The 25,651-nt window shown below is 57.8% G+C and carries 25 protein-coding genes; 7 read left to right on the forward strand and 18 right to left on the reverse strand.

Going from position 1 to position 25,651, the window contains the following annotated elements:
- Positions 1 to 22: 22 nt before the first annotated feature.
- Positions 23 to 727 carry a phosphoribosyltransferase gene (locus ACUNV4_RS27020; RefSeq protein ID WP_430881779.1) on the reverse strand — a complete coding sequence of 235 codons (705 nt, stop codon included), beginning with the start codon at positions 725 to 727 and terminating at the stop codon, positions 23 to 25.
- Between the two features lie 221 nt (positions 728 to 948).
- On the opposite strand from ACUNV4_RS27020, the gene ACUNV4_RS27025 reads away from it, so the two are divergent.
- From ACUNV4_RS27025 to ACUNV4_RS27035, 3 genes are all read left to right on the forward strand, one after another.
- Positions 949 to 2,121, forward strand: a complete 1,173-nt coding sequence (locus ACUNV4_RS27025; RefSeq protein WP_430881780.1) for an amidohydrolase — start codon at positions 949 to 951, stop codon at positions 2,119 to 2,121.
- A gap of 541 nt (positions 2,122 to 2,662) precedes the next feature.
- Positions 2,663 to 3,355, forward strand: coding sequence for a heavy metal response regulator transcription factor (locus ACUNV4_RS27030; protein ID WP_430881781.1), 693 nt, complete (start codon positions 2,663 to 2,665; stop codon positions 3,353 to 3,355).
- The gene (locus tag ACUNV4_RS27035; protein ID WP_430881782.1) at positions 3,352 to 4,680 is read left to right on the forward strand and encodes a heavy metal sensor histidine kinase; all 1,329 of its coding nucleotides are present in this window, start codon (positions 3,352 to 3,354) and stop codon (positions 4,678 to 4,680) included. The genes ACUNV4_RS27030 and ACUNV4_RS27035 overlap by 4 nt, the downstream gene beginning before the upstream one ends.
- Before the next feature lie 52 nt (positions 4,681 to 4,732).
- On the opposite strand, the gene ACUNV4_RS27040 is transcribed toward ACUNV4_RS27035, so the two are convergent.
- The 11 genes from ACUNV4_RS27040 to ACUNV4_RS27090 all read right to left on the reverse strand — a co-directional run bounded on the left by ACUNV4_RS27040 (position 4,733) and on the right by ACUNV4_RS27090 (position 15,933).
- Positions 4,733 to 5,179 carry a DUF305 domain-containing protein gene (locus tag ACUNV4_RS27040; protein WP_430881783.1) on the reverse strand — a complete coding sequence of 149 codons (447 nt, stop codon included), beginning with the start codon at positions 5,177 to 5,179 and terminating at the stop codon, positions 4,733 to 4,735.
- Between the two features lie 154 nt (positions 5,180 to 5,333).
- Complete coding sequence (locus ACUNV4_RS27045; RefSeq protein ID WP_430881784.1) at positions 5,334 to 6,107, reverse strand: MauE/DoxX family redox-associated membrane protein; 774 nt, start codon at positions 6,105 to 6,107, stop codon at positions 5,334 to 5,336.
- Between the two features lie 289 nt (positions 6,108 to 6,396).
- Positions 6,397 to 6,705, reverse strand: a complete 309-nt coding sequence (locus ACUNV4_RS27050) for an ArsR/SmtB family transcription factor (protein WP_430881785.1) — start codon at positions 6,703 to 6,705, stop codon at positions 6,397 to 6,399.
- Positions 6,706 to 7,146 carry an SRPBCC family protein gene (locus ACUNV4_RS27055; protein ID WP_430881786.1) on the reverse strand — a complete coding sequence of 147 codons (441 nt, stop codon included), beginning with the start codon at positions 7,144 to 7,146 and terminating at the stop codon, positions 6,706 to 6,708.
- Between the two features lie 154 nt (positions 7,147 to 7,300).
- Positions 7,301 to 9,157, reverse strand: a complete 1,857-nt coding sequence (locus ACUNV4_RS27060) for an adenylate/guanylate cyclase domain-containing protein (RefSeq protein WP_430881787.1) — start codon at positions 9,155 to 9,157, stop codon at positions 7,301 to 7,303.
- A gap of 128 nt (positions 9,158 to 9,285) precedes the next feature.
- On the reverse strand, positions 9,286 to 11,115 hold the full coding sequence (locus ACUNV4_RS27065; RefSeq protein ID WP_430881788.1) for an adenine deaminase: 1,830 nt from the start codon (positions 11,113 to 11,115) through the stop codon (positions 9,286 to 9,288).
- Between the two features lie 60 nt (positions 11,116 to 11,175).
- Complete coding sequence (locus tag ACUNV4_RS27070) at positions 11,176 to 12,144, reverse strand: nucleoside hydrolase (protein ID WP_430881789.1); 969 nt, start codon at positions 12,142 to 12,144, stop codon at positions 11,176 to 11,178.
- Entirely contained in the window at positions 12,141 to 13,193 is a 1,053-nt protein-coding gene (locus tag ACUNV4_RS27075; protein WP_430881790.1) for an ABC transporter ATP-binding protein, read from the reverse strand. Before ACUNV4_RS27075 ends, ACUNV4_RS27070 begins: the two co-directional genes overlap by 4 nt.
- Complete coding sequence (locus tag ACUNV4_RS27080; protein WP_430881791.1) at positions 13,186 to 13,965, reverse strand: ABC transporter permease; 780 nt, start codon at positions 13,963 to 13,965, stop codon at positions 13,186 to 13,188. Before ACUNV4_RS27080 ends, ACUNV4_RS27075 begins: the two co-directional genes overlap by 8 nt.
- Complete coding sequence (locus ACUNV4_RS27085) at positions 13,962 to 14,789, reverse strand: ABC transporter permease (protein WP_430881792.1); 828 nt, start codon at positions 14,787 to 14,789, stop codon at positions 13,962 to 13,964. The genes ACUNV4_RS27080 and ACUNV4_RS27085 overlap by 4 nt, the downstream gene beginning before the upstream one ends.
- A 49-nt stretch (positions 14,790 to 14,838) precedes the next feature.
- On the reverse strand, positions 14,839 to 15,933 hold the full coding sequence (locus ACUNV4_RS27090) for an ABC transporter substrate-binding protein (protein ID WP_430881793.1): 1,095 nt from the start codon (positions 15,931 to 15,933) through the stop codon (positions 14,839 to 14,841).
- Positions 15,934 to 16,110: 177 nt separating this feature from the next.
- Here ACUNV4_RS27090 and ACUNV4_RS27095 point away from each other — a divergent pair, with 177 nt between their 5' ends.
- The 4 genes from ACUNV4_RS27095 to ACUNV4_RS27110 all read left to right on the forward strand — a co-directional run bounded on the left by ACUNV4_RS27095 (position 16,111) and on the right by ACUNV4_RS27110 (position 19,721).
- Positions 16,111 to 16,800 (forward strand): 5-formyltetrahydrofolate cyclo-ligase, encoded by a 690-nt coding sequence (locus ACUNV4_RS27095; RefSeq protein ID WP_430881794.1) that lies wholly within the window; start codon positions 16,111 to 16,113, stop codon positions 16,798 to 16,800.
- A gap of 113 nt (positions 16,801 to 16,913) precedes the next feature.
- On the forward strand, positions 16,914 to 17,429 hold the full coding sequence (msrA, locus tag ACUNV4_RS27100; protein WP_430881795.1) for a peptide-methionine (S)-S-oxide reductase MsrA: 516 nt from the start codon (positions 16,914 to 16,916) through the stop codon (positions 17,427 to 17,429).
- A gap of 103 nt (positions 17,430 to 17,532) precedes the next feature.
- Complete coding sequence (locus ACUNV4_RS27105; protein ID WP_430881796.1) at positions 17,533 to 18,924, forward strand: FAD-binding oxidoreductase; 1,392 nt, start codon at positions 17,533 to 17,535, stop codon at positions 18,922 to 18,924.
- Positions 18,921 to 19,721 (forward strand): aspartate dehydrogenase, encoded by an 801-nt coding sequence (locus ACUNV4_RS27110; RefSeq protein WP_430881797.1) that lies wholly within the window; start codon positions 18,921 to 18,923, stop codon positions 19,719 to 19,721. Before ACUNV4_RS27105 ends, ACUNV4_RS27110 begins: the two co-directional genes overlap by 4 nt.
- Positions 19,722 to 19,780: 59 nt before the next feature.
- Here ACUNV4_RS27110 and ACUNV4_RS27115 read toward each other — a convergent pair whose 3' ends face one another.
- The 6 genes from ACUNV4_RS27115 to kduI all read right to left on the reverse strand — a co-directional run bounded on the left by ACUNV4_RS27115 (position 19,781) and on the right by kduI (position 25,606).
- Entirely contained in the window at positions 19,781 to 20,614 is an 834-nt protein-coding gene (locus ACUNV4_RS27115; RefSeq protein WP_430881798.1) for a transglutaminase-like domain-containing protein, read from the reverse strand.
- A 374-nt stretch (positions 20,615 to 20,988) separates the two neighbouring features.
- Positions 20,989 to 21,945 carry an AEC family transporter gene (locus ACUNV4_RS27120; RefSeq protein WP_430881799.1) on the reverse strand — a complete coding sequence of 319 codons (957 nt, stop codon included), beginning with the start codon at positions 21,943 to 21,945 and terminating at the stop codon, positions 20,989 to 20,991.
- 46 nt (positions 21,946 to 21,991) lie between these two features.
- Positions 21,992 to 22,474 carry an RNA pyrophosphohydrolase gene (locus tag ACUNV4_RS27125; RefSeq protein WP_430881800.1) on the reverse strand — a complete coding sequence of 161 codons (483 nt, stop codon included), beginning with the start codon at positions 22,472 to 22,474 and terminating at the stop codon, positions 21,992 to 21,994.
- 124 nt (positions 22,475 to 22,598) lie between these two features.
- Positions 22,599 to 23,834, reverse strand: a complete 1,236-nt coding sequence (locus ACUNV4_RS27130) for a D-amino acid dehydrogenase (protein WP_430881801.1) — start codon at positions 23,832 to 23,834, stop codon at positions 22,599 to 22,601.
- A gap of 180 nt (positions 23,835 to 24,014) precedes the next feature.
- Positions 24,015 to 24,779, reverse strand: a complete 765-nt coding sequence (gene kduD / locus ACUNV4_RS27135) for a 2-dehydro-3-deoxy-D-gluconate 5-dehydrogenase KduD (protein ID WP_430881802.1) — start codon at positions 24,777 to 24,779, stop codon at positions 24,015 to 24,017.
- Positions 24,776 to 25,606, reverse strand: a complete 831-nt coding sequence (gene kduI, locus ACUNV4_RS27140; RefSeq protein ID WP_430881803.1) for a 5-dehydro-4-deoxy-D-glucuronate isomerase — start codon at positions 25,604 to 25,606, stop codon at positions 24,776 to 24,778. The genes kduD and kduI overlap by 4 nt, the downstream gene beginning before the upstream one ends.
- Between the last annotated feature and the right edge of the window lie 45 nt (positions 25,607 to 25,651).

Genomic DNA, 25,651 nt, shown 5'->3' on the forward strand with positions numbered 1-25,651 from the left:
TCCTGGTAGTGGAGGACTGAAGTTACTCCGGCAGCCATCCGCCCTTGGCCACCGGTTTGAGTCTGGGTGTATCGAAGGCAGAGAAAACACGAGTCTCGAGGCCGGGAGATGCTGTTGCCAGAGACTCGCACCAAAGGGTGGATTGGCACATGGCAAAGCCAAGGCAGTCAGGGGCGATACCTGTTCGAGCCAGCAGCTTCAGGGCCGCCAGAACCGATGAACCCGTGCTGATGACATCGTCGATGACACAGATACGTTGACCGTGCAACAGGCCCACCAGCCGAGGATCGATGTACAGCCGCTTCTGACTGTCCGGGCTGGTAATCGAGCTCATCGGAACAGACAGATCTTCGTTGTACCAGAACTTGCGTGACGTGCCCAGCGGAACATAACGCGAATGTCCCAATTTGCGAGCCGTTGCCTCTGCCAGTGTCAGCCCCAGCGTTGGCAGACCGACAATGATGTCCGGATGCTCGCCACGCAGTTTGCCCGCCAGATCAGCTGCCAGAGTGTCGACGACATCAAAGCTGGCCTGGTTGATGATCAGAGAGGCAAGCGCAAACCGCCCGTTATCACGTTCCCGGATAGGCAGTAGCAGTTGGCGACCATCTGACAATGTCGCCGGATACCCGTGTATATGGCCTTGATCGGGTGGGACTGTATAGGTGCCAGCGGGTTCTATCCGTTGCCAGAAATCGGTGTCGGTGAAACGCGGTGTGGTTGGCATTGTCCTGAGCATTCATGTGAAATAGCGTTGCTACTTTAGCAAGAGCCCGAAATTGAAGTACAACCCGTCACACATGAGCAACCAGGTATGCGAATGCCTATCCTGCCATCGACTGACACCGCAACTGTGCAGTTTGCGTAACAGCGCGGGACATGTCTGCAGCTTCGTGTGAGCCAGCGTAGAATGTGGTGCCAGCCTGCTGTCCAACCCCACCAACGCTCATGAACAAGCCGGATTTCTCAGACGATCTCGCTCTGCTGACAGAGTTGCGACATGATTTGCACGCTCACCCGGAACTGGGTTTCGAGGAGGTCCGAACCAGTGCGAAGGTACTTGAGATCCTGCAGACTGCAGGCATCGAGGTGCATCAGGGCCTGGCGGGTACCGGCCTGGTCGCCACCATTCGCGGCGGTAGCGGAGACGGCGGTCGTCGCATCGGATTGAGAGCGGACATGGATGCACTGGCCATGAGCGAAGTGGCCAGCAGGCCCTGGCAGTCGACGGTTGAAGGAAAGATGCATGCCTGTGGTCATGATGGTCACACCGTCATGCTGCTGGGGGCTGCACTGGAACTGGCTCGCAGCAAACGCTTCAATGGCACGGTGCACTGCATCTTTCAACCCGCGGAAGAGGGACGTGGTGGTGCGAGACGCATGGTAGAGGAAGGTCTTTTCGAGCAGTTTCCCTGCGATCTGGTATTCGGTCTGCATAACATGCCGGGGCTGGCCGTGGATGAAATGGCAGTGGTCAGCGGGCCTCAGCTGGCCAGCTCGGACTCGTGGCGAATCACCTTCACGGGGGTAGGGACGCACGGTGCCAAGCCGCACCTGGGGCGTGATGCCATCACCGCGGCAGGGCACTTTCTGACTGCACTGCAAACCATTCCGGCGCGCGTGGTGGATCCCTTGCAACCGGCTGTGGTCAGCGCTTGTTCGGTCGAGGCCGGGGACCCGGAAGCGCTCAATGTCATCCCCGACAAGGTAAGAATAGGTGGAACTGCCAGAGCCTACACCGCACATGTACGGGATCAGCTCGATGCCGGAATCGAACAGTTGGCCAGAGGCATCGCTGGGACATTCGGTATCGATGTGGATTACAACTATATTCGCCGAATACCACCGGTCATCAATGATGATGGCGCGACTGCACTGGCGTTGCGGGCTGCCACGACCGTCAGTACACATGGCGTACGCACTGATTTTCCGCGCTCGACTGCCGGCGATGATTTTGCCTTTTTCAGCCAGAACATACCCGGCTGTTACGTCTGGTTGGGCAATGGTCCTGCCATCGATGGCGCCTTGCATCACAACACATCCTATGACTTCAATGACGAGGCAATCCGGACCGGGGTAAATTACTGGGTAACACTGGTCGAACAGGTATTGCCGGAATAGTCCTGTTCCTGCACCAGGTCTGCCACCATGCAGGGGATTCTCGCGCTACCAGCTGCCGGTATGAAGCTGACACACCTGCTTTGCCGTGAAGGCAAAGTGCGCTGAAGAGCCGTAGCGCTCGTCTTCCAGATGACACAAATGTCATTCGATTGTCAGCTTGTCGACAGGTCGTTCTGCGATAGTGCTGCAGGTTTGAACCGGATCGTTCAACCAGTTGATTCCGGAATTGTGACTTGTCAGACCGTGGAGTCGAGTCATACCGCAAACGCTGGCTGCGTGACCACGGATGGTGGCATTTGCATTACCATCCATGGATGCACCGACATTCGACACGGCCGATAGCTCGTGTCTGGCAGTATGCCTGGTCAACAAGTTCAGGCACGGGTATGGATGATATTCGACACCAGAGCGGCACGCGTCTCAGGTGCTCGGCTCAGAGCGTGTCGCTGACGGCGACAGATCATGCGACTTGCATTCTCACGACTGGTGCGGAAGAGGAGGGATCCCTTCCAGAAAACGACAATTCGGGAAATCGGGACTGATGAAGCTTTTGATAGTGGAAGACGAGCTCAAGCTGGCGCAGTATCTGCGCGATGGCTTGAGCAGTGAAGGATTTGTTGTCGATGTGGCAAGTGATGGACTCGAAGGGCTGCAACTTGCACTGGAATACGAATACGATGCGATAGTGCTTGATCGCATGCTGCCGGGGCTGGATGGAATGGCGATACTCTCGGCTTTGCGCAGCAAGAAAACAACGCCGGTGCTCATGCTCACGGCGGTTGACGGTGTCGAGGACCGGGTCGACGGTCTGAAGTCTGGTGCCGATGATTACCTGGTCAAACCATTTGCCTTCAGTGAACTGGTTGCAAGGTTGCAGGTCATCACGCGAAGAGGGATGGCTTCCATTGAGCAGAAGACTCAGACCGGCAAACTGCACCTGGCTGATCTGGAGGTTGATCTGGTGCGACGCAAGGCCAGTAGAGGTGGAAAGGCGTTGGAGCTGACGGCCAAGGAGTTTGTCTTGTTGACTTTGCTGCTGCGTCGTCAGGGGGAAGTGTTGTCACGTGCCGTTCTGGCTGATCAGGTCTGGGACATGAATTTCGATAGCGGTACCAATGTCGTGGAAGTGGCGATTCGGCGACTACGCACCAAGTTGGATGTACCCTTCGAGCATGCCCTCTTGCACACCGAGCGCGGCATGGGCTATGTACTGGAGGACCGGTCAACGCAGTGAATCATTCAAGGAAGCAGTCGCTCGGACAACGCCTGTCGCGCTGGTTGGCTGCGCAGGTTCTTGTCAGTTTTGTCGTGGTGTCATTGGTTGTCTATGTCGTGATAGCCAATCACCTGGCGTCGAGGCAATTGTCTGGCATGCAGGAAAAGCAGGAACTCATCCAGCACATGCTGGAGGAATTTCGCATCGACCCCGTGGCAGGCAGACTGCGCCATCAGTTGGATGATTTCCTGGCAGGTCACGATGAACTTCAGGTGGTCGTGGATTATCAGGAGGGCCCCGTCGTCTATGAGGGCAAGCGTGCTTTTGCCAATGATGGTGATGTTCAGACCTTGATGTTCGAGATAGCTGGCTTCGACATCAATGGAAAACCGTTGAGAGTTGCCATCAGCCTTGACCGTCGTGCCGACGATGAATTGCTGAGGCGCCTGGCGCTCACTCTGATATTCGCATCACTTCTTGCCACAATAGCCGTGATCCGAGGTGTGTACTGGGTGGTCTCTCGGGAAATGCGCTCTGTGGACAGTCTCGTCGAGCAGATCAATCGATTGACTGCCAGTACCCTGGAATCGAGGTTGGACGGATCCGCACTTCCCACGGAATTGCAACCTCTCGTCGCGCAGTTCAATGATCTTCTCGAGCGTCTATCGCTCTCCTATTCCCAGTTGGAAAGCTTCAATGCCGACGTGGCGCATGAGCTGAACACTCCCTTGACCAACCTGATAACCAATTCGGAGCTGTCTCTTCGCCAATGCAGAAGCGGCCAGGTGGATAGTGCCGTTCTGGGCTCCAACCTGGAAGAGCTCCACCGTATGTCGGAGATCATTCGCAGCATGATGTTCCTGTCGAAAGCCGAGAGAGGCTCTCTCGCGCGGTGCGAGCAGGTCACAAGTATTGCTCGTATCGCGCGCGAGGTCATCGATTATCATGAAGCCCAATTGTCGGATTCCGAACTTGCTGTATCGCTATCCGGTGATTCCGCGGGGAATCTGGACGTCGCCTTGCTGAAGCGCGCTTTATCCAACCTGCTCGGAAATGCCTGTGACTACGCTGCTCCGGGATCTGTCATCAAACTGCAGATACAGTCTGATTCCAACCGCTTCGTTCGTCTGAGCGTCTGCAATATCGGACCAACGATAGCGGCGGAGGAAATCGATCTGATTTTCAATCGCTTCTACAGGTCCGATTCTGCCAGAACCATGTCAGATAGACATCACGGTCTGGGCCTGTCCATCGTTGCTGCCATTGCAAGTATGCATGGCGGAGAGACGTTTGCCACATCCCGCAATGGATCGACTTGCATCGGGATGACACTCGCCGGTTAGCGATCAGGGAAACACTCCCCGGGTGTGTGTCTGCCAGACCGAGCAACGATCACTACTTGTCCAGTTCCTCTATGAGTCGTTTCATCTCGCCAATTTCCCTTTCCTGCGCTTCGATGATGCTATCAGCCAACTCCCGTACCCTAGGATCCGTGATCCTGGCGCGGCTGCTGGTCAGGATGGCGATGGAGTGGTGAGGAATCATTGCCTTCATCCAGAAGACGTCGTCCACGGTCTGCTGAGAGCGCACCAACCAGAGCGAGCCGGCGAAGATGCTGGTGGCCAACAGTAGTATGGCCATGTTGATTGCCCTCGATTCATACATGCCGATCATGAACAGCAACATGATCACGGCCATTGCCGAGCCCATGTATACCGCCATGTAGAGGCGTGTCTCGCTGAAAAACAGGTGGTCAGGCTGGTAGGTATTGAGGTACATGAGACCGAACATGGCAATGGTGGATACCACGATCATGATCACGAATCTTGCGTAGTTGTTCATTCAGGGCTTTTCTCCGTAGTCTGGTGTCAACAGGAGCGACGCCAGTGGGCATCCGCAGTTGTCAGGGGAGCTTGCTTGTTGGTCTGCCTGTCTGAGTCTGTGCTCCTGGCTCGGTCAGTACCAGTGTGGCTACGTCATCTGGCGAGTGATCCTTTCAACCAACCCACATCCAGATGGCCATGGCAATCATCATCAGGTTTTCGGTCAAAGAGACAAAGCCCAAGGGCACGCTGGCACTGCCGCCAACACAGGCACATTCGAGTTCGCGTTTATCGATATAAACGGCCTTGATCACCGAGGCGGCGCCAATGGAACCGATGAACAGGGCGATGGGAATCGCCAGCCACAGAAATACCCCCGCAATCATCAATACCCCTGCCAGAGCTTCGGCAAACGGGTATACGTAAGAGTAGCGGACCACCTTCCTGGCGAGCAGATCATAGCCGAGAAACATCGTGGAGAATTTCTCGATATCCTGTAATTTGAGAATGGCCAGTATGCACATGCTGAAGGCGATGAACCATTCCACCGTTCTGACCAGTTGCAATTCGCCATCACTCTGCCAGTCAGCGGCAGCCGCCATCAGAAAGGCGACGGAAAATACGGCGATGACCGGTTTGTAGGAGGTGCCCTCTGGGTCAGCTACCGGCTTGTCCAGATATTCGCGCAGGTCTTCATAACCGCCGATTCTATCCTCACCGATGAACACCTGTGGCGTGGTGGACACGCCGTGAGTCGCCATGAACTCATCGGTTTGCTCTCGGTTTTCCAGACGGTGGTCCTCAACCGTATACCCTTGTCGTTCAAGAAGATCCAGTGCCTTGAGGCCGAAGGGGCATGTATGCTCCCCGGTATCCATGCGGTACAGGCGAGCCTTTGTGCTTTTCCTGTTTTTCGTATCCATCACTACCCCGTCAACCGTATTCATTTCACGGGATCGAGATTATTTGATTGCGATGCAATCAGGCCGAGTCTGCAAGAATTTCCGGTTTTTCGCTGTTTTCATGCGGAAACCCACCAGCCATGCGGGTGCGGGTGTTCAAACAGGTGGATTTGCTCGGGCGCGGCAAGGCAGATGTAATCTGCCTGTCATCTGCGTGCAAGGTTGACACCTTGTTGTCAGCATGCGGGCGGGGTGAGTGGCGCCAGCCAGCCGATTCCATTGATCTGGGCCTGTCCCACTTTCCAGCTCCGGGCAGGTTGCGGAGCGACAATGATCATTCCTCTGTCAACTGCTTCAATGCCTGCAGTCGCTGATCCCACTGCTGTTCGAGATTCGTGATGAACAGTCTTGCCTGCTGCAGTGATTCCGTATTCAGGCTGACTTGTGTCTCACGTCCGACAGGACGTAGCTGGATAAGCTCTGCGCTGGCCAGTGCCTGAATCTGTTTGCGGGCACCCTGACGAGACACACCGAGATTTTCCGAAAGCTTGCCGATGGTGTAGCTCGATCCGTCTGATAATCGAGTAACGATTTCCAGACGGACCGGGTCTCCGAGTGCCTTGAATATGGCATGCATGCTCATTCAGTCACCCGCGAACAGTGTCTCCAGGCGGCCAAGCATGAAGTTCCAGCCGCCGGAATTCTGTTGATGACTGGATTCGGCAATCTCGGCGGGCAGGTTGGCGAATCCGGTTTCAGACAGACTGACCTTGCAGGAGTCGTCGTCCAGCTTCGAGATTCGGAACTCCACGAGCGTGGTATCGACACTGAGCACATCGCCCAGGAAGTGATTACCCCCAGGAACCCAGCGAAATGCAAAGTACTCATGCGGAACTGCATCGACAATGCAAACCTGGTTCTTGCCATGTTCACCGAATCCGAAGATGGGCTGTTGACCGACGCTATAGTTGCCCTCGATGGTTTCGGGAAACCACTTCACAACCTGCTCGGGGTCGCTGATTGCCTTGTAGACACGCTCTTGACTGGCATTGATGGTGATTTCACGTTGAATGCTGTTCTGCATTGTCTGCCTCATCCTGATGGTGTGTGGTGATGGTCAGTAAAGCATGCTTCAGGCAAACATGCAACCATATGGTTGCATTAATGGTGAGGCGAGTATCTCTGCATTGCTGGTGCCCACGTTATCGTCAGAGATGCAGATTGCGAAACATCGAACGTCAGTCAGATGAATCTCCGGCATCGAAAGGCAGTCGGTACACCTCGATGGTTTTCGAGCGGCCCCTGAGTTTCTGTTTACCAGCCGATACCGCTGTGAAATCCGCGCCCAGTCTGCGCTGGGTCTCGCTACTGATCAGTACAGACACTTCCGTGCCTGCCGGACTGAGTTTCTTGCCCAATTGCTCGAGTCGCTGACCGATATTCACGGAATCCCCGATCAAGGTGTAGTTGAGCCTGCCGGGGGCTCCTATATTACCGACGGTTGCAATGCCGGTATGGATACCGATTCGGATGGCTACAGGCGGTTCGCCGTTGGCTTGTCGTTGCAGGTTGTCCCTGTGTATCGAGCCGGCAATCGCCAGAGCTGCTCGGCAGGCTTTCTCGGCGCTGTCTTCCTGCGTTTCGGGAGCGCCCCAGAATGCCATGACGGCATCGCCGATGAATTTGTCGATCGTACCCTGTTCGGATTCGATACAGTCTGCGACCAGGGAAAAATGATGATTGACGAAGTCTGCAACGTCCTTGGCCGACATGCCTTCCGACATCGAGGAAAAGCCGACGATATCGGTGAACATGACAGTGACCTCACGGGCTCCCGAACTCGTGCCGTCATCACCGGCGTTTCTGATGAGACGTTCAACCAGCTTCTTGGGAACATACAACTCGAACCATCGCAAGGCGCGCAACATCGAGTTGAAGGCAATGGACTGATCGTTGAGTTCTCGAAACACGCTGCCCGGCAGCTGTTCGATTCTGGAGACATCCAGGTCACGAATTCGCGCGGCGGCTGCGGAAAACCGAACAATGGGTTGAGCGATACGATGACCGAGAAAGATGGCGGCGAGCAACGAGATGAACAGCGTCGCGATGCCGGCAATCAAGGCTGCACTCATGCGTTGAATTTCCTTGATGGAATCGTTGGACTGAAAATAGGCCCCGATGATCATGGGCTCGGGGCCAAAGCCCTCGACGCTGCGATAGACGAAGGCGAAACGTTCATTGAACAGCTCCATGAAATGACTGGATATTTCCTGTGGTTCAGCCTGCGGCATCTCACGCCGTCCTTCTGTCTGCCAGATGGAGGCCAGTACCGGATCGACGAAGGTATCGAGCATCGGCAAGGGGTGTTCGGTCGAGCGTCCGGGGTAGCCGTCAATAAGCGACCAGTGAGCCAGCACCTGGTCGCGCCCATAGAGTATGAAGCTGTTGCCTTCGGTTCTGACGCCATGTTGATCGATGAAATTCGACAGACCCTCTATCGATGTCACGGCGCCAACGGCACCGATGAAATTGCCGTCCTGCGTGACCGGATGAAACCGGTTGAGATAGGTTTTCTGAAAATCTTCGCGCCACACGGGAGCACCCCATCTGGGGCCCTGGCGGAAATCGTCGAGATTCAGGCGGTTGATTGATCGTTCCGACGAATCGATTTCAACCAGGTCGACCTTGCCGGTCTCCCGGTTGCGACGGGCGATATGCGCTGTCTGGTCGACATCGATGTACAGGATGGCCTCTATCTGCTGCGCTCCGGCCAATGCGCCGGTGAGCAGGGAGCCCAGAGTGCTCGTGTTGCTCGTATCGATATGCGCATCGCCAATCTGCTGGGCCAGGAAGCGAGTCAGATGTTCGGCGGGTCGAAGATGCTGGGTAAACTGACTGACATCGGCGACAACCGACTGCTCGGCATTGAACCGCAGCAGGTCGAAGGTGTTTTTCTGTGCCAGCCAGACTCCCACACCGAAAACGACACCTACGGCCACCAGTACCAGTGTGCCAATGGCAGTTGCCAGAGTGATCGTGATCGGAACCTGCCCATACCAGCGTGACATCATCCTGAGGTATGTACGGTTCTTCACCATGAGGCAGAGATTGGCCTTTGAGTCGAATGGAGTGGTCGCCGACAGCCCTGTCGGTTTTCAGTCTGTCGACAGAGATTCTAGGTGACTGGGGACCATGGCGGGGATCACTTTTGTGTAAGGCTGTTTCAGGACGTAACAGATTCGAACTCTTCGGGTGTCAGAAAGGGGGATAGGCCTGGTGGGAAAAACGCATGATCGACAATCCCCTGGTCGGTCAGGTGAGGCCCTGCATTGCAGGCCAGCGTGGCGCCGAAACAGGCCTTGAACACCAGGTAGGGGGGCTGCCAGCGTACAACCCTATCCATCGCTTCTCGCAGTGAAACGAATCGTGCGGCCAATTCATCCAGTGGCGCATCCGACAGCAGGCCGGACAGCGGTAGCGGCAGTGTTGCTACGACCTTGCCTTCGATGGCCACGGCCATACCGCCTTGCATGTCGATGACAGCATTGCAGGCAGCGGCAAGATCCTGCTCGTTACCGCCGAAGACGGTCAGGTTGTGGCTGTCATGCGATACCGTGCTGGCGAAGGCACCGTGCCAGCGTCCCCAGCCCGTCAGGTAAGCCAGCTGTGGTCGTGGCTCCGCCAACGCATGGCGATGGGTGACAGCCATCAGGGTGACATCGTCGGGGGGGATGACGAATTCATCACGCACCTCGGCCCAGATACTGCCGTGTCGGGTGAAACGCGGTTGATCGATGGTTCTGACCCTGACTGATTGTCCAGTGTCTGCCGTGACCCGGGGCGTCTGATCGTCGATTCGAAGGCGAAAGTCGCTTTCACAGAGTCGATGAACCTTGACTGAGCCCAGGAGTGGCCGCGCATCGCTTTCAGGCTGCTCCTTCAGACAGCGTCCCCTGCGCGCCACGGTGCGACCGTTGCAGATGACGATATGGCAGTTCAGGGCTTCCAGTGAGTCCACCAGTGACAGGTCGGCGCGACGTCCGGCGGCCAGCAGGCCGAGGTCCGGACGTGACAGGCGTACGGCCGCATTGTAGGTGGCTGCCCGCAGGGCCCAGCTTGCCGGCATGCCATGGCCTGTGAGGCGACGCACCACGTCATCAAGGCCGCCACGATGGTGCAGATCATCCGGAAAGACATCGTCGGTACACAGGGTAAGGCTGGCGGGCAGGTGCCCGAGTTCGTTCAGAGCTGTCACGCATTCAGGGAGCAGGTGATCATGAGAGCCACGCAGTTCGATCCCGAGGCCGGCTCGCAGTTTGTACAAGAGGTCCTCGGCCGAAGTGATCTCGTGATCCGTGCTCACGCCGGCAGCCATGAACGCGTTGAGATGGGCGCCCTGCAGGCTGCGAGCGTGGCCGAATACCGGTTTGCCGCTTTCGAGTCCTGCCTGCACGATGCCGCTCATGCGCTGCTCACGCTGAATGACGCCCTGCATGTTCATGACTTCAGCGACACCGCCTGTTTCCGGTCTGGCCAGAAGGGCTCGCAGGGTTTCCTCGGTGAAGTCGGCGCCCGCGAGTTCCAGCCCGAGCGCCGAGGGCACGCAGGAGGGGGCAAGAACGATGACTCGCAGGTCGAGATCCCGGCTGGCGTCGATGGCCCAGTCCACGCCGGCAACACCATGCACATTGCCCAGTTCATGCGGATCCCAGACAATGCTGGTGACTCCGCGTGGCAGTACCGCATCCGCATAGGTTCGAGGGGTGATCATGGAGCTTTCGACATGCATGTGCGTATCGATGAGACCGGGAATGGCGATACGGTCGGCAGCATCGATCGTCTCTGTGGCGTCGGCATGCAGATCGCTGTCGTGCACGCTGGCAATCAGTGGCCCGACCAGGCCGATGTCTGCCCGCCGTATCTCGCCAGTGATGGCATCGAATACCCTGCCATGACGTATCAGCACATCGAACGCGGCATCGCCACGGGCGGCAGCCACCGCCTGATCACGCAGTTGGCGATTGTTCAGGTCCTGAGGTTCGTGTCGAGTCATCTGGCCAATTTCCTGTTCAGGTGTTCCGGATCGCCATGAGGAGTTGCATGGCCGATTCGATCAGTCACCATCCGGGCGACCCGCTTGCGGCGGTTCAGTGGCTGCGAGCAAGGCTTCCAGCAGGCGAGTCTTGAGCGCATCGGGATTCCTCACGGTCACGATCTCATGGTAGCGCTCTGCGGATGGATGTTGTCGCAACACGGTCTGACCTTCGTGCTCACCGGTGTCGCTGATCACGTCGATGCTGACCTTGCGGCTGTCAAAATCTTCCGGTGATACCAGGGCTGCCGCTGCCACCGGGTCGTAGATGGCCATGCCGGGGCGTCCACGAGACAAGCCGATATCCAGATAGCCACCCAGCAGATCATGCAGCAGACGCCCCGCTGCGTTGCGAACCCGCGACAGGGGCCTCAAGTCTTCGGGCCGCAGTTGCACTTGTCGACAGGCTTCCAGGTCGACCATGCGCACGGGGATGCCGGAAGCGAACACAACGGCCGCAGCCTGTGCATCGGCCCAGGCATTGAATTCAGCATGCGCTGTCTGATTGCCACGAGCGGTTGCTCCGCCCATCCAGGTGAGGCGATGGATGCGCTGTGCCAGCTCCGGAGCCTGCAGGCAAAGGTTGGCGATATTGCTCAACGGCCCCAATGCCAGAACCTGTGCGTGAGGGGGATGATCGGAGAGCCACGACATGAGAGCATCGATGGCTGATGCAGTGGATGGCAGTTGCGCGGTCTGAGGCAGACAGGCGCTGCGTGTCGGCAAGCCGCTGGTTCCCAGCACGTGGGCAGCGGTTCGGGTTTCACCTCGAAACGATTGCGCAGCCCCGCGATGCCATGGGCGGTTCCACCGGAAGACGCGGCTGAATCCCGCCGCATTGTGGCTGACCTGCGTCAGACTTGCACAACCGAAAGACAGCGACTGGGCCACCGGCATCACGCCGGCATGGCGCAGATACAACAATGCATGAATGTCATCCACACCCATGTCGGTGTCGACCCAGACATTCGCTGGCACCTGGTCACTCACGACATGCTCGACAATGGCACTGCCTTGTCGAGCGGCAGGTCGAAATTCACATCGCTACCGGTGGGGTAGGCGGGCAATTCGGCGCTGACATCGGCTCGTACCGGTCCGAGCTCGGATTGCACCAGGTATTCGCGTACGGTACCGGCAAAGGCGTTGCCGACAATGGTGCCCTGATAACTGCCACGACCCAGGGTGACACTGGCAGGTCGCCAGGCCAGACCACGGGTGTCGGGGTCAGGTTCTTCGGCCAGTGGCAGGCAGGCAGTGCTCTGTTGCGAATCGGGGGACGTGGCAGACGTAGTTAGCAGCTGTCGGCCACGGGTTGCAAAGATGTTCTCGAAGCCAACGAAGTCTGCAACAAACCGGGTTGCAGGGCGATTGTAGATATCCTCCGGCGAGCCGATCTGCTCGACGCTACCCTTGTTCATGACAACTATTCTATCCGCCAGGGACAGCGCTTCAACCTGATCATGTGTCACGAAGATCATGGTCAGTCCGGTCTGCTTCTGCACTCGCTGCAGTTCACTGCGCATTTCCAGCCGCAGGCGGGCATCCAGATTGGACAGGGGCTCATCCAGCAACAGCACCTTGGGATCCATGACGAGCGCGCGAGCCAGGGCAACCCGTTGTTGCTGGCCACCGGAGAGTTCTGCCGGCATGCGTGTCGCAAACTCTGCCAGACCGACGATGGACAGGCCGTTGGCGACAAGCCTGTCGATCTCCTGTTTGCCCAGACGCTTCAGGCGCAGTCCGAATGCGACATTTTCAGCCACACTCAGGTGTGGAAACAGGGCATAGGACTGGAAGACCATGCCGACGTCACGCCGATTGGGGGGCGTGCGTGTGATATCCCGGGCATCCAGACGGATGTGCCCCGAGCGGGTTTTCATCAGTCCGGCGATGGCTCGCATGGTGGTGCTCTTGCCACAACCGGATGGCCCGAGAAAGGCGATCAGTTCGCCCTTGCGAACGGACAGGTTCAGCGACTCGACGGCAATGGATTTTCCGTACGCCAGTGTCAGCGACTCGAGCTGCAGGAAATCAGACATATCGGGAGAATCCGAGAAAACGTTCAGCCAGGAATACGATGGCAATGGACAGAAAGGCCAACAGTGCTGCGAGGGCAGCAACGGATGGATCGTAGGTCGTTTCCAGATAGGAGATCATGTCGATGGGCAGGGTACGGACTCCCGGTCCCGACAGAAACAGGGAGACGGGCACCTGGTTGAAGCTGGTAACAAAACCCAGAATGAAGGCTGCAAGGATGCCACTGCGAATATTGGGCAGCACGACGCGAAAGAAGGCACCCAGACGAGAAGCTCCGAGCAGGACGGCGGCTTCCTCGATGTCGCTGCGCAGGTTGTTCAATGAGGCCGATACCACGCGCACCGCGTAGGGCAGTATCAGAGCGGTGTGTGCTGCAAACAGGGCCGTGACCACCTCGACATCCAGCGGCACCACCAGGTATCGCAACAGGGCCAGGCCAACGATGATGCCGGGCACGATGATCGGCGCCGAGACGATCGTTCGCAGCGTCTCGCCCAATGGCAGCTTGTAGCGTGACAGGGCATAGGCGATGGGAACTCCCAGGATGAGTGCAGCCAGTGTGCCGAATACTGCCAGCGCCATGGACAACGCGAAGCTCTCGCGAAAACTGTCTATCTGGAAGACCTTGACGACCCATCTGAACGAGAGACCCTGCGGCGGGAAAGCCAGTGATTCGCCAGCGGACAGGCCGGCGGCGACGATGATGAAGAAGGGCCCGATCAGAAACAGCATGATCAGTGTCAGCACGACATACTGCAGCCAGCGAGAGTTCATCGGGCACCTCTTGCAGTCGCCAGACGCTTGAGCAGCAGATTGGCGCAGAAACTCATGACGATCAGGATCATGGCGATGACACTGGCTGACGCAAAGTCATTGGCAACCGTAACTCGCTGGTACAGCAGGGTTTCGAGCATCAGCACTTTCGAACCGCCCAGAATGGCCGGGGTAATGAAGGCGGTCAGTGATCCGGTGAACACCAGTGTGCCGCCAACCACCAGACCTTCGCGAGTCAGCGGCAGGATGACTTTCCAGAAGACCTGCAGGCCATTGGCGCCCAGAACGCGCGCTGCTGCAACCGCATCATCCGGCATGTTCTCCAGCGCGCTGCACAGGGACAGGATCATCAGCGGCAGGAACAGTTGCAAGAGGCCGATGAACACAGCCGTCTCGGTGAACAGGAAACGAATGGGCTCATCGCTCAGGCCGATGCCTGTCAAGGCCTGGTTGACGATCCCGGTTCGCCCCAGAATCACGATCCAGGCATAGGTGCGGGCCACCGGAGAGATCATCAGAGGCAGGATGACCAGGCCGATCATGCGCCCTCTCGAGCGCGGTGACAGTGAGACGATGCTCCAGGCGGCGGCGTAGCCGATCACGGCTGCCGCGACAGTCACCATCGCTCCCAGTTTCAGTGTCCGGAAGAACACCACCTGGTTGCGCTCGCTGGCGAAAAAATCGATGTAGGGGGCAAGGCTCCAACCCTCCACGGTCCGGAATCCTTCGCCCAGCAGAATACCCACCGGCAGCAGAAATACCAGGGCCGCAAACAGGACACCGGGTAGTACCAGTGCCAGCCCTTCGAGTCGCTTGTCGAACATGTTCAGTCAGTATCAAGCGACAAGGGGGCTGAGTGGCATTCGACCTCGATCACTGCGTGACGCTGTTGTTCCAGGACTCCAGCCACTGGTCGCGGTTGTCGAGAATGACATCGGGAGCCAGCAGCTTCAATGTGCTGACGGTGTCGGCGCCGTAGGTCAGATTCTCGGCAATCTCGTCACTGACAACCACCTCCGAGTTGGCGGGGCTGTCTACCAGCGCTTCGGCCAGGGCTGTCTGGATCTCGGTAGACAACCAGAAATCCATGAACTGATAGGCAAGGTCTTCGTTCTTCGCACCCTTGGTCAGAATCATGACATTCATGCCTCCGGTCTGGCCTTCGGCGGGTGTGGCCCAGGCCAGAGGCAGATCCATCCGGGTGTAGGCGCCCCAGGCAAAGCGACCGATGGGGGCTGCAAGGATTTCTTCCTGCTGCATCAGCTGCGCAACCTGCGATGAGCGTTCGTAGAAAGTCACGATCTCGTCAGCGTTTTCCGCAACTGCCGCGATGGGTGTCTTCAGGCTGCTGTCGTCGTCACCCAGAGCCTTGCCCAGCATGTAGAGAGCCGGAGGACCCTGATTGGTCGAGACATTGGGGAAGGCGACGCGCCCCTTGATCTCATCCTTGAACAGGTCCTGCCAGCTATCGATGCTGACCTTGTCCGTGCGGTAGACGATGGAGGTAGCGTAGAAGGTATAGCCGATGCCCAGGTGGTCGCCCAGTGGGTCCTTGGCAATATCGTACAGCTTGTCGTGGTTGCTCAGGCGAGAGATGTCGATGGGCTGGGTAATGCCCTTGCGATTGGCTGACAGTGCGTCATGGGTGGACATGACGGCCATGTCGATCTCCGGATCGTCCTTGCGCGCCTCGAGTTTGGCCAGGCGTTCGACACTGTTGCCGGTTTCCACGACCAGCTCGCAGTCACACAAGGCTTCGAATGGCTTGTAGACGATCTCGGAGAATGCATCCTGCGCGAAGCCGTAGACCGAGACAACCAGTTGCTGGTCTGCTGCCTGGGCGGGAGAGCCGAGCAGGCCACCGGCGCCAGCCATGACCAGTGCGGTCAATCGCAGCAAGCCGGTGGTGTAGGGTCGGCCGGACCGGGAGGTCAGGGGATGATCAGGGGGCTGCTTGTCGGTGGACATGTCCGGAAGGTCCTCGCTCAGGCTGGAAGGGAGAGGTCTGAAAGATACCACAGGCATGAATGGCTTCCGGATTGTCCATTCAGGCAGCTCCAAGGGTGCAGGAACCGGCAAGACAATTCAACTTTCGAGGCGTATGGTTGTTGCACGGAATCAGTGCGGCGTTAACCGGAAAAGTGCATGAACCACAGTGATGACAACAACAGCGGCTATGCTTCTCCGCCGTGTTTTGCTCACGAGCTGAGCCTTGGCGACAACGGCTATGTTGTCAGCGATGCGCAAGCAGCCTGCGATGTTGCCCGATGGCGCAAGGCGGAGCGAGAACGTCTCATCGACTTGCGGGTGGCCATTCCGGCAAGAGACCGTCAGCGACACGCCGAGCAGGTGGCCGTCAGTCTGGAAAAAACGATAGGGAATCGAGAGGATGCCATCGTCAGTCTCTACTGGCCGTTTCGTGCAGAATTGAACCTTCGCCACTGGATGCAGGAAGTGGTCGAGGACGGGGTCCGGGTTGCGTTACCGGTGGTCGAAGCGAAATCACGGCCGTTGATCTTTCGCGAATGGCTCCCGGATTGTCCCATGCAGCCAGGTGTCTGGAACATTCCGGTACCGGTCGATGGCGAGGTGCTGCAGCCGACTCACGTCATCGCACCGCTGGTCGGTTTCGACGCCAGGGGATACAGACTGGGCTACGGCGGCGGCTACTACGATCGTACACTGGCGCTGATGCGTGAACGGCGGCTGGCTCCGGCTGTCATTGGCGTAGGCCATTCGGTCACGCGCATTGCAACGATCTATCCGCAACCACATGACATTCCCATGGATTTCATCATCACCGAGTGTGACGTGTTGCAGACAGGTGGTCTGTGAAGTTTCTGCCGAGGATCTGGAAATCGCTGACTTGATCGATACCTTGTACCGATGGTCAGCGCCCATGCGCCCTGACATTCGGTTCGTGACCAATAACATCTGGAGTGAATGACATGAGTAGCAGACAGGAAAAAGCCATACTGGCCGGCGGTTGCTTCTGGGGGATGCAGGAGTTGATACGCCGCCAGCCCGGCGTGCTGGCAACCCGAGTCGGTTATACCGGCGGGGAGGTCGAGAATGCCACCTACCGCAATCACGGCAATCATGCCGAAGGTATAGAGATACTGTTCGATCCCGATGTCACCAGCTACCGGAACATACTGGAATTCTTCTTTCAGATTCATGACCCGAGTACGCCCATGCGTCAGGGAAATGATGTCGGCGCTTCCTATCGATCGGCGATCTACTACACCAGTCCGGAACAGGAAGCCACGGCACTGGATACCATTGCCGACGTGGATGCCTCTGGCCTGTGGCCGGGCAAGGTGGTGACCGAAGTGGAGCCTGCCGGTGATTTCTGGGAGGCTGAGCCGGAACATCAGGATTACCTGCAACGCCTGCCCAATGGTTACACTTGTCATTTCGTGAGACCTGGCTGGAAACTGCCGAAGCGCACCCAGACCGCCTGAGCCGGCATAACCGTGGTTGCTGCCGTGTTGCGCCGATGATCGAGTGTGACACGGCTGAAAGACCTGCCACGTCACCCATCATCAGAACGAGGAATATCACTCAGTGACCGCCGAAAACATCGCCAGAGCCATCGAGCAGCTACGCGAGCTGTTGGGAGACAGGCTTTCCACCGGCAGCTCGGTTCGCGAACTGCACAGTCATGACGAGGCCTACACCCCGGCAGTGCTGCCCGATGCCGTGGCCTTTCCGGAAAACACGGCAGAGGTGTCCGCGATCATGAAGATCTGCTCTGCACAGCGATGTCCGGTTGTGGCCTACGGTGTGGGCACATCGCTCGAAGGTCACGTTGTTCCCGTGAACGGCGGACTGACGCTGGATACCAGTCGCATGAACCGGGTACTGACCGTCTTCGACAGCGACATGAATGCTGTCGTGCAGCCGGGAGTCACCCGTACCCAACTCAATGAGGAGCTACGCGCCACCGGTCTGATGTTCACGGTAGACCCCGGAGCCGATGCCACCATGGGCGGAATGGCGGCAACACGCGCATCCGGCACCAATACCGTGCGCTATGGCACCATGCGAGAGAATGTGCTGGCGCTGGAGGTGGTGCTTGCCGACGGCCGGATCATTCGAACCGGCAGCCGGGCGAGAAAGTCCGCTTCGGGTTATGACCTGACCCATCTGTTCATCGGCTCGGAAGGTACGCTCGGCATCATTACCGAATTGACGGTACGCCTGGTTGGGCAGCCCGACACCATCTCGGCTGCCACCTGCGCGTTCCCGAGCGTGAAGGACGCCGTGGACTCAGTGATCATGGCCATCCAGATGGGAATTCCCATGGCGCGTATCGAGTTGCTCGACGAGATGCAGATGAAAGGCATGAACATCTACAATCCGGATATGCTCATGCCGGAGAAACCGCATCTGTTCCTGGAGTTTCATGGCACGGAAGCCGGGGTGGCCGAGCAGGTGGACATGTTCAATTCGGTGGCGCAGGAATTCGGGGCCAGTGAGTTCAAGCATGCCAGCAGAACCGAGGATCGCAATCGTCTGTGGAAGGCAAGGCACAATGCGTTCTACGCGGGCAAGGCATTGCGTCAGGGCGCCGAAGGCGTTGTCACGGATTGTTGTGTGCCGATCTCGGTATTGTCTGATTGCATTGACCGAGCGCGTGAGCTGATTGATCAGAGCGGACTGCTGGCACCCATCGTCGGACATGTGGGTGATGGCAATTTTCATCTGCTCATATTGGTGGAACCCGGTAACGAGGAAGAAATGCAGCGCGCAGCCACACTCTCTTCTGCCATCAACCGCACAGCGCTGGAGTTCGGTGGTACGGTAACCGGTGAACACGGTATCGGCAGTGGCAAGCGCAAGTACATGAGCCAGGAACACGGTGATGCCTATGAGCTGATGGCTACGCTGAAAAGCAGTATGGATCCGCTGGATATCCTCAATCCAGGCAAGGTAGTGAGTGTGACCGCAGCATGAGTGACATTCTGCTGATTGGCTACGGTGCCATCGGTCAGTATGTCGCAAGCGCTCTCGAGCAATACGCTCACAGTCGCGTATCGCACGTTCTGTGTCGGCAGGGGCGACAAGGTGCGGTGGCTCAGGCGATGGGCAGCCGGATACCCTGTATCTATGACCCTGCTGAGTTGCCGGACAACATCGACCTGGTGGTGGAATGCGCGGGTCACTCGGCGGTGAGTCAGTATTTTCCGGCACTGCTCGAAGCAGGCAAGGACATTTTGAGTGTTTCCGGTGGCGCGCTGGCTGATGCTGATCTGGAGCAGCGCCTGACTCGGTCCGCCCTTGTCGGTGACAGTCGGCTGACCTTGCTGTCCGGGGCCATCGGTTCTCTGGATGCCCTGTCAGCAGCGAGTGTCGGCGGGCTCGAATCCGTCACCTATCGAGGGCGCAAGCCGCCGCAAGGTTGGCGAGGTTCTGCTGCCGAGCAGCAGCTCGATCTTGATTCGCTGCAGATGCCAGTGAAGTTTTTCGAAGGGACGGCTCGTCAGGCGGCGTTGAGCTTCCCGAAGAATGCCAACGTCGCGGCCGCTGTGGCCATGGCCGGCATCGGCTTTGATGGTACTAGGGTGGAACTGATTGCCGACCCGTCGATGAACGCGAATCGTCATGAGGTGGAAGCCGTCGGCGAGTTCGGACAGCTGAATTTTTCCATCGAAGGCAAGCCCTTGCCTGGCAATCCGCGATCGTCGGCGTTGACGGCAATGAGCGTTGTCAGGCAGATACATCGACGCAACTCGCCCTTGTCGACAGCTTAGCGACCGCTGCCCAGTGGGTTGCAGTGGGGACGAGCCGTTCAGGCTTGACTACAGGCCTGTCACCCCAGGCTGATGGCCATGGAGCTGTCAACGGTACGTGGTCGATCACCGGTTTCACTGGCCCAGACATACAGCTGGTTCATGCTTGAGTTGCCGACGTAGGTTGCAAAGGACAGGTCCGCCGCGTCGCGTCCAATGCCGATGCGTACGAACCCATCAACGGGTGCCAGTCGGGTTGCATCGAAAAGATACCAATCATCATCGAGGAAGACTTCCAGAAATCCATGAAAGTCGGGCGGCACGAGATCCACCGCGTATCCGGCGACATAGCGTGCCGGCAGACCCAGGGCGCGGCACAAGGCGATGCTCAGATGGGCAAAGTCCCGACAGACACCGCTGCGTTGCAGAAATACATCACAGGCGGTGGTGCTGGGACCCGTACTTCCCGGTGCGTAGCTCAGGTGGTTGTATACCCAGTCCGTGACAGCCAGTACGCGATCGTGCTCGGTCGATGATTGGCCGAAGGTCTTCCAGGCAAACTGTTCCAGGCGATCCGATTCACAATACCGGCTGGGATTGAGAAAGGGCAGTACCTCGGCCGGTAGCTCGGCATGAGGACGCGGGCCGAGACTGGCGGCCGGAATGTAGGCAGGATTGCTGGAGACCGTGGCGCTGTAGTGAATGTTGAACCACCCGGGTTGAACCAGCAGTCGGTGGATGCGGTGCCCGGGGTTTCCGATTCGGGCCATGCGGACATCGGATTCGGGCTGAAAGCTCAACGATTCCTGTTCGATGACCTGATGCCGTGATTCGAGAACGGAAATCTGGAAGATGAAGCTGGTTTCGAATTCGACATGATAGACAAGTCGACAGCCAAGTTCGATGGTAGACATGTTTGCAGTTTGCGTGAAGTATCGGCCGCTGGATGAACCGAGTGAGAGTCAGTCGGTGAATGCAGCGCTCTCCGCAGTATGGCGGAAGCAGGTACAGACAGGCGAACTACCTGCCGTGTTCAATTCGATATTGTGCATTATTCCGGTGCATCATGGGTCTGGATAACGCGAATTCGATTCGCAAGACCGGTAGCGTCACAGTAACGTGGGCGCCACGCGCATGCGCTCGTCGGGTGTGAACAGGCAACGTCGTTCTTCGTTCTTCGTTCTTCGTTCTTCGTTCTTCGTTCTTCGTTCTTCGTTCTTCGCGGTCTGGCGGTCTGGCGGTCTGGCGGTCTGGCGGTCTGGCGGAGGTCGCGGGAGTGTCAGAGCGTTCAGGCAGTCGTCAGGTTCAGCATCCACAGCAGGGTGGTAATTGTGCCGAAGGAGCACACCGTCATGATCACCATCGCCGCGGCATGTTCGTCCCCCGCACCATACCGCTGAGCCAGGATCGGATAGATACCCATGGGGGGCATGGCTGCCATCAGAATACCCGCTCTGGTCAGATCGGCATCGGCGATGCCCATTCCGAGACTCGCCAGGCCCAGTGAAACCAGCCAGAACAGCATGGGATGCAGGAGGAGCTTGCCGACACTCAATGGAATCAATCTGCCGCTGATGGATGTGCGAGGCATGCCCGCAATGGCGCCGCCTATCACGATCAGGGACACCGCAGCACTGGAATCTGCAATGATGTCCACAGGACGCGAGAGAACCATGGGCAGTTCGATGGCACTGATGGATATGACAAGTCCGGCCAGCAATCCGATCATGATCGGATTGAGCAACAAGCGTCTGGCAATATCGAGAAATACGGCCCGGTTCAGAGCTTCAGAGCCATTGCTGCGTTCGGCCAGCAACATGGCCAGAGGAATCAGCAGCAGATTTTCCACGATGACATTCATGGCAAGGGCAGTGCTGGCCAGTGAGGGCATGAACATCAGCACGATCGGGTAGCCGATGAAGCTGCTGTTCGGACTGGAAGCGCCCATCCCGGCGAATGTGCTGTAGAGCGCATTCTGACCGCACACTCTCGATGCCCAGAAATAGTAGGCAATGAACAAGGTCAGTGAGGCCACAACGTAGGTCAGTATGTAGGCCGGGTTGATGATCTGCCCCAGTGAGTTGTTGGCAACCGCACGAAAGATCAGTGCAGGCAGGGCCAGCATGACGACATAGTGCGTCAGCACCTGCATGTGGTTTCGGTCGAACGCACCAGAGACGACCAGAATGTAGCCGATGGCAATCAGGACGAATATCACGCCCGTCAGAGATAGGATGGTCAGCATGGTGAAGCGAAAGTCGGTTTGACAGGCGGTCGCGGACAGGGCCGTTCTAGAGATAGGCTGAAAATTCGCGGACAACGGCAGCATAGACGTCGCGCTTGAAGGCGACGGCGTGCTGAACCAGTTCCTGGCTAGGCAGCCAACGCCACTGGTTGAACTCCGGCACGTCGGTGTCGATGCTGATCTGTTGATCCTCGCCGATGAATCGTAACAGGAACCATTTCTGTTGCTGCCCTCGATAGCGTCCGCCCCAGATATGAGGGACGCGCTCCACCGGCAACTCATAGGGCAACCAGTCGGCGCTCTCGGCCAGAATCTCGACACTCTCCGCGGGGAGTCCGGTCTCCTCGCCCAGTTCACGCAGCGCGGCCTCGCGGGGCGTCTCACCCTCGTCGATACCTCCCTGTGGCATCTGCCAGGCGGGTTGGGGGGTATCGATACGCTGACCGACGAATACCAGGCCACGGGAGTTCAGCATCATCAAACCGACACAGGGTCGATAGGGCAATCGATCGATCTCTTCAGGTGACACGGCAATCTTCCAGTCGTTCGGTAACGGTCAGACGTTGAGCAGGCAGAATTCGGAATCGGTCAGGCGCGGTGGAAAACAGCCTTGCCACCGGGCCAATGACAGATGGGCATCGACAGTGTGGTTGTCAGCTGCCGGGTGGCTGTGACTTCAACAGGGTATCGCCGAGGATTTCCGCGGTGGCGGCACACAGAGTCCAGCCCAGATGACCATGACCGGTGTTGTAGTAGACACCAGGCTGCTTGCCCGCGCCGACACGGGGCATCATGCTGGGCATCATCGGTCGCAAGCCTGCCCAGGGGACGATATGTTCGGTTTGCACGCCCGGGAAGAAGCGACGCGACCAGGCAACCAGCGGACGGATGCGATTGTCACGAATGTCGTAGTTCTCACCATTGAACTCGGCTGTGCCGGCAATGCGCAGACGATTCTCGCCCAAACGACTGGAAACGACCTTGGCATTGTCGTCCAGCAGACTGGTCCAGGGGGCGGCGTCGCGGCTTTCGGCATCGGGCAGATCGATGGTGATGGAATAACCCTTGACCGGATAGATATTGACCTTGTCGCCCAGTTGAGCGGCAAACCGGCGACTCTCGATACCGGCACAGATGACCACGCCGTCGAATGTTTCTTGCTCAACCGTGTAGTTCTCTTCGGCGCTGTAGCTGATCTGAACCTTGCCGCCTTGCTGCGACAGTGTCTGCACCCTGACATCGAACAGGAACTTTCCGCCCATCCGCTGACAGGCCTTGGCCAGGCCGAGTGTGTACTTGTGAATATCACCGGTTGAATCGCTTTCCGTGTAGAAACCGCCGTAGGGATCACCTTTCAGAGCCGGTTCGATGCTGCGCATCTCCTCAGGCGTCACCGCATGACGCTCGAGTCCGCCCTTGGCCAGCAGCTCATTTACCTTCAGAGCATGTTCATAGCCTTTCTGATCGACGCAGATATGCAGAATGCCCCGCTTCTCATGGTCGAAATCGATGTTTTCCTTCTCTGCCCAACTGAACAGGAATTCTCGCGCAACGATGGCCAGCCGGGCAGATTCGATCGTGTTGGCTTCGTAGTTGGGAATGTTGCCGATGAACTCGGCCATCCAGGAATACTTGTGCCAGCTGGGTTTCGGATTGACGAGCAGGGGAGCATCGCGCTTGAGCATCCATTTCATGCCCTTGATGATGGTGGAGAGTTGAGTCCACACCTCGGCATTGGATGCTGACAGCTGGCCGCCATTGGCAAAGGAGGTCATCATGGCTGCATAGCGGTTTCGATCCAGCACGGTAACCTGATAACCACGTTGCAACAGGGAATAGGCGGTGGTAACTCCAGAAATGCCAGCTCCAACAACCGCTATATGTGTCATGACGAATGCTCTGCGAAAGAATCATGGACAGGGTCGCACGTAATCCGGTCTTTGACCAGATCAACGTGCGTCTCTGTACAAGGTGATGGCTGCGTTCTGTCTGATCACGCCAACCGGGGCGGCAATCGTATCAGAATTGCCCCGTCTATCATTCAGGCAGCCACCATCTTCCGGCAAGGTTCAGCGAGCCAGCCAGCCACCATCTACCGGCAAGGTGATGCCATGAACATAGTTTGCCTGCTCGGAGGCGAGAAACACGGCCGCACCTGCCAGATCCGCTGGATTGCCCCAGTGGCCCGCCGGTATTCGATCCAGAATGGCCTTGTTGCGTTCCGGGTCTTCGCGCAATGCCTGGGTGTTGTTGGTTTCGATATAGCCAGGTGCAATGGCATTGACGTTGATTCCCTTGGGTCCCCATTCGCAGGCCAGCAGTTTGGTCAGGCCGGCAACGCCACTCTTGCTTGCCGTATACGACGGAATGCGGATCCCGCCCTGGAAGGACAGCAGGGAGGCGATGTTGATGATCTTGCCACTGCCCCGTGGCACCATGGTTCTGGCCACGGCCTGGCTCAGGAAAAACAGGGATTTCAGGTTGATATCCATGACCGCGTCCCAGTCCTCTTCGGAAAATTCCAGGGCATCGGCCCGACGGATGATACCGGCGTTGTTGACCAGTATGTCGATCTGTCCGGACCACTCCAGGACCCGGGATACGATGTCGTCAATCGGGTCCAGGCTGCCCAGATCTGCCTTGATGGCCAGGCAGTTATCGGGATCGTTCATCAGCGACAGGGTCTCATCCATGCTTGAACGCCCCACGCAGGCAACTCGGGCACCGGCTTGTGCCAGGCCCAGGGCAAAGGCCTGGCCGAGTCCGGTATTGGCGCCGGTAACAATGGCGGTCTTGCCGACGAGGCTGAAGAGGGCTGCTTGTTCCTTGCTCATTTCAAGTCCTCCATGGCCACGAAATCCATGTCATCGAAATCCTGGTTGTCTCCCGCCATGGACCAGATGAAGCCGTAGCGGCCGGTACCGGTGCCGCTGTGAATCGACCACCCGGGAGACAGGATTGCCTGTTGGTTGGCCACCACCAGATGACGGGTTTCCTGAGGTTCGCCCATCAGATGAATGACACGAGTCTTCTCGGCCATGTCGAAGTACAGATAGACCTCGGTGCGCCTGTCGTGCGTGTGACAGGGCATGGTGTTCCAGACACTGCCATCCGCGATGAGGGTCATGCCCATGGTGAGCTGGCAGGATGTGCAGACATCCGGGTGGATGTACTGTCGCAATTCGCGCACATTGGCATCGGATTGAGTACCGAGCTTGATGAGATTGGCGTCATCGGCCGTGATCTTCCTGACCGGATGAGCTGCATGTGCGGGTGTACTGATGAAATAGAAGCGCGCCGGATCCGTTGCATCCTTGCTGGAGAAGGTGACATTGACGCTGCTCATCGGTACATAGAGGGCATCGGTGTTCTGCAATTCGAAGTGAGTGCCATCGACTTCCACACTTCCGGCGCCGCCAATATTGAACACACCCAGTTCACGACGGTCGAGAAAATTCGGCGAACCGATCTGCTTGCTCGATTTCAGCGGCAATGCGACCTTGTCTGGCATCGCACCTCCGACGACGGTGCGATCCAGATGACTGTAGGTCATGCAGATCTCGCCGGACTTGAAGAGCTGCTCGATCAGGTAGGCTGCACGTAGCTCACTGGTATCGAAGCGACGTGTTTCCGCGGGACTGCTGACTTGGCGTATTTCCATGATGATATGCGTATGGCATTGGAGGATTTGGCGCCTAGTGTACTG

This window comes from Granulosicoccus sp. 3-233 (assembly GCF_052681095.1).

Excerpts from the sequence above, each read along its gene's own strand:
- ACUNV4_RS27020 (WP_430881779.1), bottom strand. The coding sequence starts at position 727 with ATGCCAACCACACCGCGTTTCACCGACACCGATTTCTGGCAACGGATA.
- ACUNV4_RS27025 (WP_430881780.1), top strand. The coding sequence starts at position 949 with ATGAACAAGCCGGATTTCTCAGACGATCTCGCTCTGCTGACAGAGTTG.
- ACUNV4_RS27030 (WP_430881781.1), top strand. The coding sequence starts at position 2,663 with ATGAAGCTTTTGATAGTGGAAGACGAGCTCAAGCTGGCGCAGTATCTG.
- ACUNV4_RS27040 (WP_430881783.1), bottom strand. The coding sequence starts at position 5,179 with ATGAACAACTACGCAAGATTCGTGATCATGATCGTGGTATCCACCATT.
- ACUNV4_RS27045 (WP_430881784.1), bottom strand. The coding sequence starts at position 6,107 with ATGAATACGGTTGACGGGGTAGTGATGGATACGAAAAACAGGAAAAGC.
- ACUNV4_RS27050 (WP_430881785.1), bottom strand. The coding sequence starts at position 6,705 with ATGAGCATGCATGCCATATTCAAGGCACTCGGAGACCCGGTCCGTCTG.
- ACUNV4_RS27055 (WP_430881786.1), bottom strand. The coding sequence starts at position 7,146 with ATGCAGAACAGCATTCAACGTGAAATCACCATCAATGCCAGTCAAGAG.
- ACUNV4_RS27065 (WP_430881788.1), bottom strand. The coding sequence starts at position 11,115 with ATGACTCGACACGAACCTCAGGACCTGAACAATCGCCAACTGCGTGAT.
- ACUNV4_RS27075 (WP_430881790.1), bottom strand. The coding sequence starts at position 13,193 with ATGTCTGATTTCCTGCAGCTCGAGTCGCTGACACTGGCGTACGGAAAA.
- ACUNV4_RS27080 (WP_430881791.1), bottom strand. The coding sequence starts at position 13,965 with ATGAACTCTCGCTGGCTGCAGTATGTCGTGCTGACACTGATCATGCTG.
- ACUNV4_RS27085 (WP_430881792.1), bottom strand. The coding sequence starts at position 14,789 with ATGTTCGACAAGCGACTCGAAGGGCTGGCACTGGTACTACCCGGTGTC.
- ACUNV4_RS27090 (WP_430881793.1), bottom strand. The coding sequence starts at position 15,933 with ATGTCCACCGACAAGCAGCCCCCTGATCATCCCCTGACCTCCCGGTCC.
- ACUNV4_RS27095 (WP_430881794.1), top strand. The coding sequence starts at position 16,111 with ATGAACCACAGTGATGACAACAACAGCGGCTATGCTTCTCCGCCGTGT.
- msrA (WP_430881795.1), top strand. The coding sequence starts at position 16,914 with ATGAGTAGCAGACAGGAAAAAGCCATACTGGCCGGCGGTTGCTTCTGG.
- ACUNV4_RS27110 (WP_430881797.1), top strand. The coding sequence starts at position 18,921 with ATGAGTGACATTCTGCTGATTGGCTACGGTGCCATCGGTCAGTATGTC.
- ACUNV4_RS27115 (WP_430881798.1), bottom strand. The coding sequence starts at position 20,614 with ATGTCTACCATCGAACTTGGCTGTCGACTTGTCTATCATGTCGAATTC.
- ACUNV4_RS27120 (WP_430881799.1), bottom strand. The coding sequence starts at position 21,945 with ATGCTGACCATCCTATCTCTGACGGGCGTGATATTCGTCCTGATTGCC.
- ACUNV4_RS27130 (WP_430881801.1), bottom strand. The coding sequence starts at position 23,834 with ATGACACATATAGCGGTTGTTGGAGCTGGCATTTCTGGAGTTACCACC.
- kduD (WP_430881802.1), bottom strand. The coding sequence starts at position 24,779 with ATGAGCAAGGAACAAGCAGCCCTCTTCAGCCTCGTCGGCAAGACCGCC.
- kduI (WP_430881803.1), bottom strand. The coding sequence starts at position 25,606 with ATGGAAATACGCCAAGTCAGCAGTCCCGCGGAAACACGTCGCTTCGAT.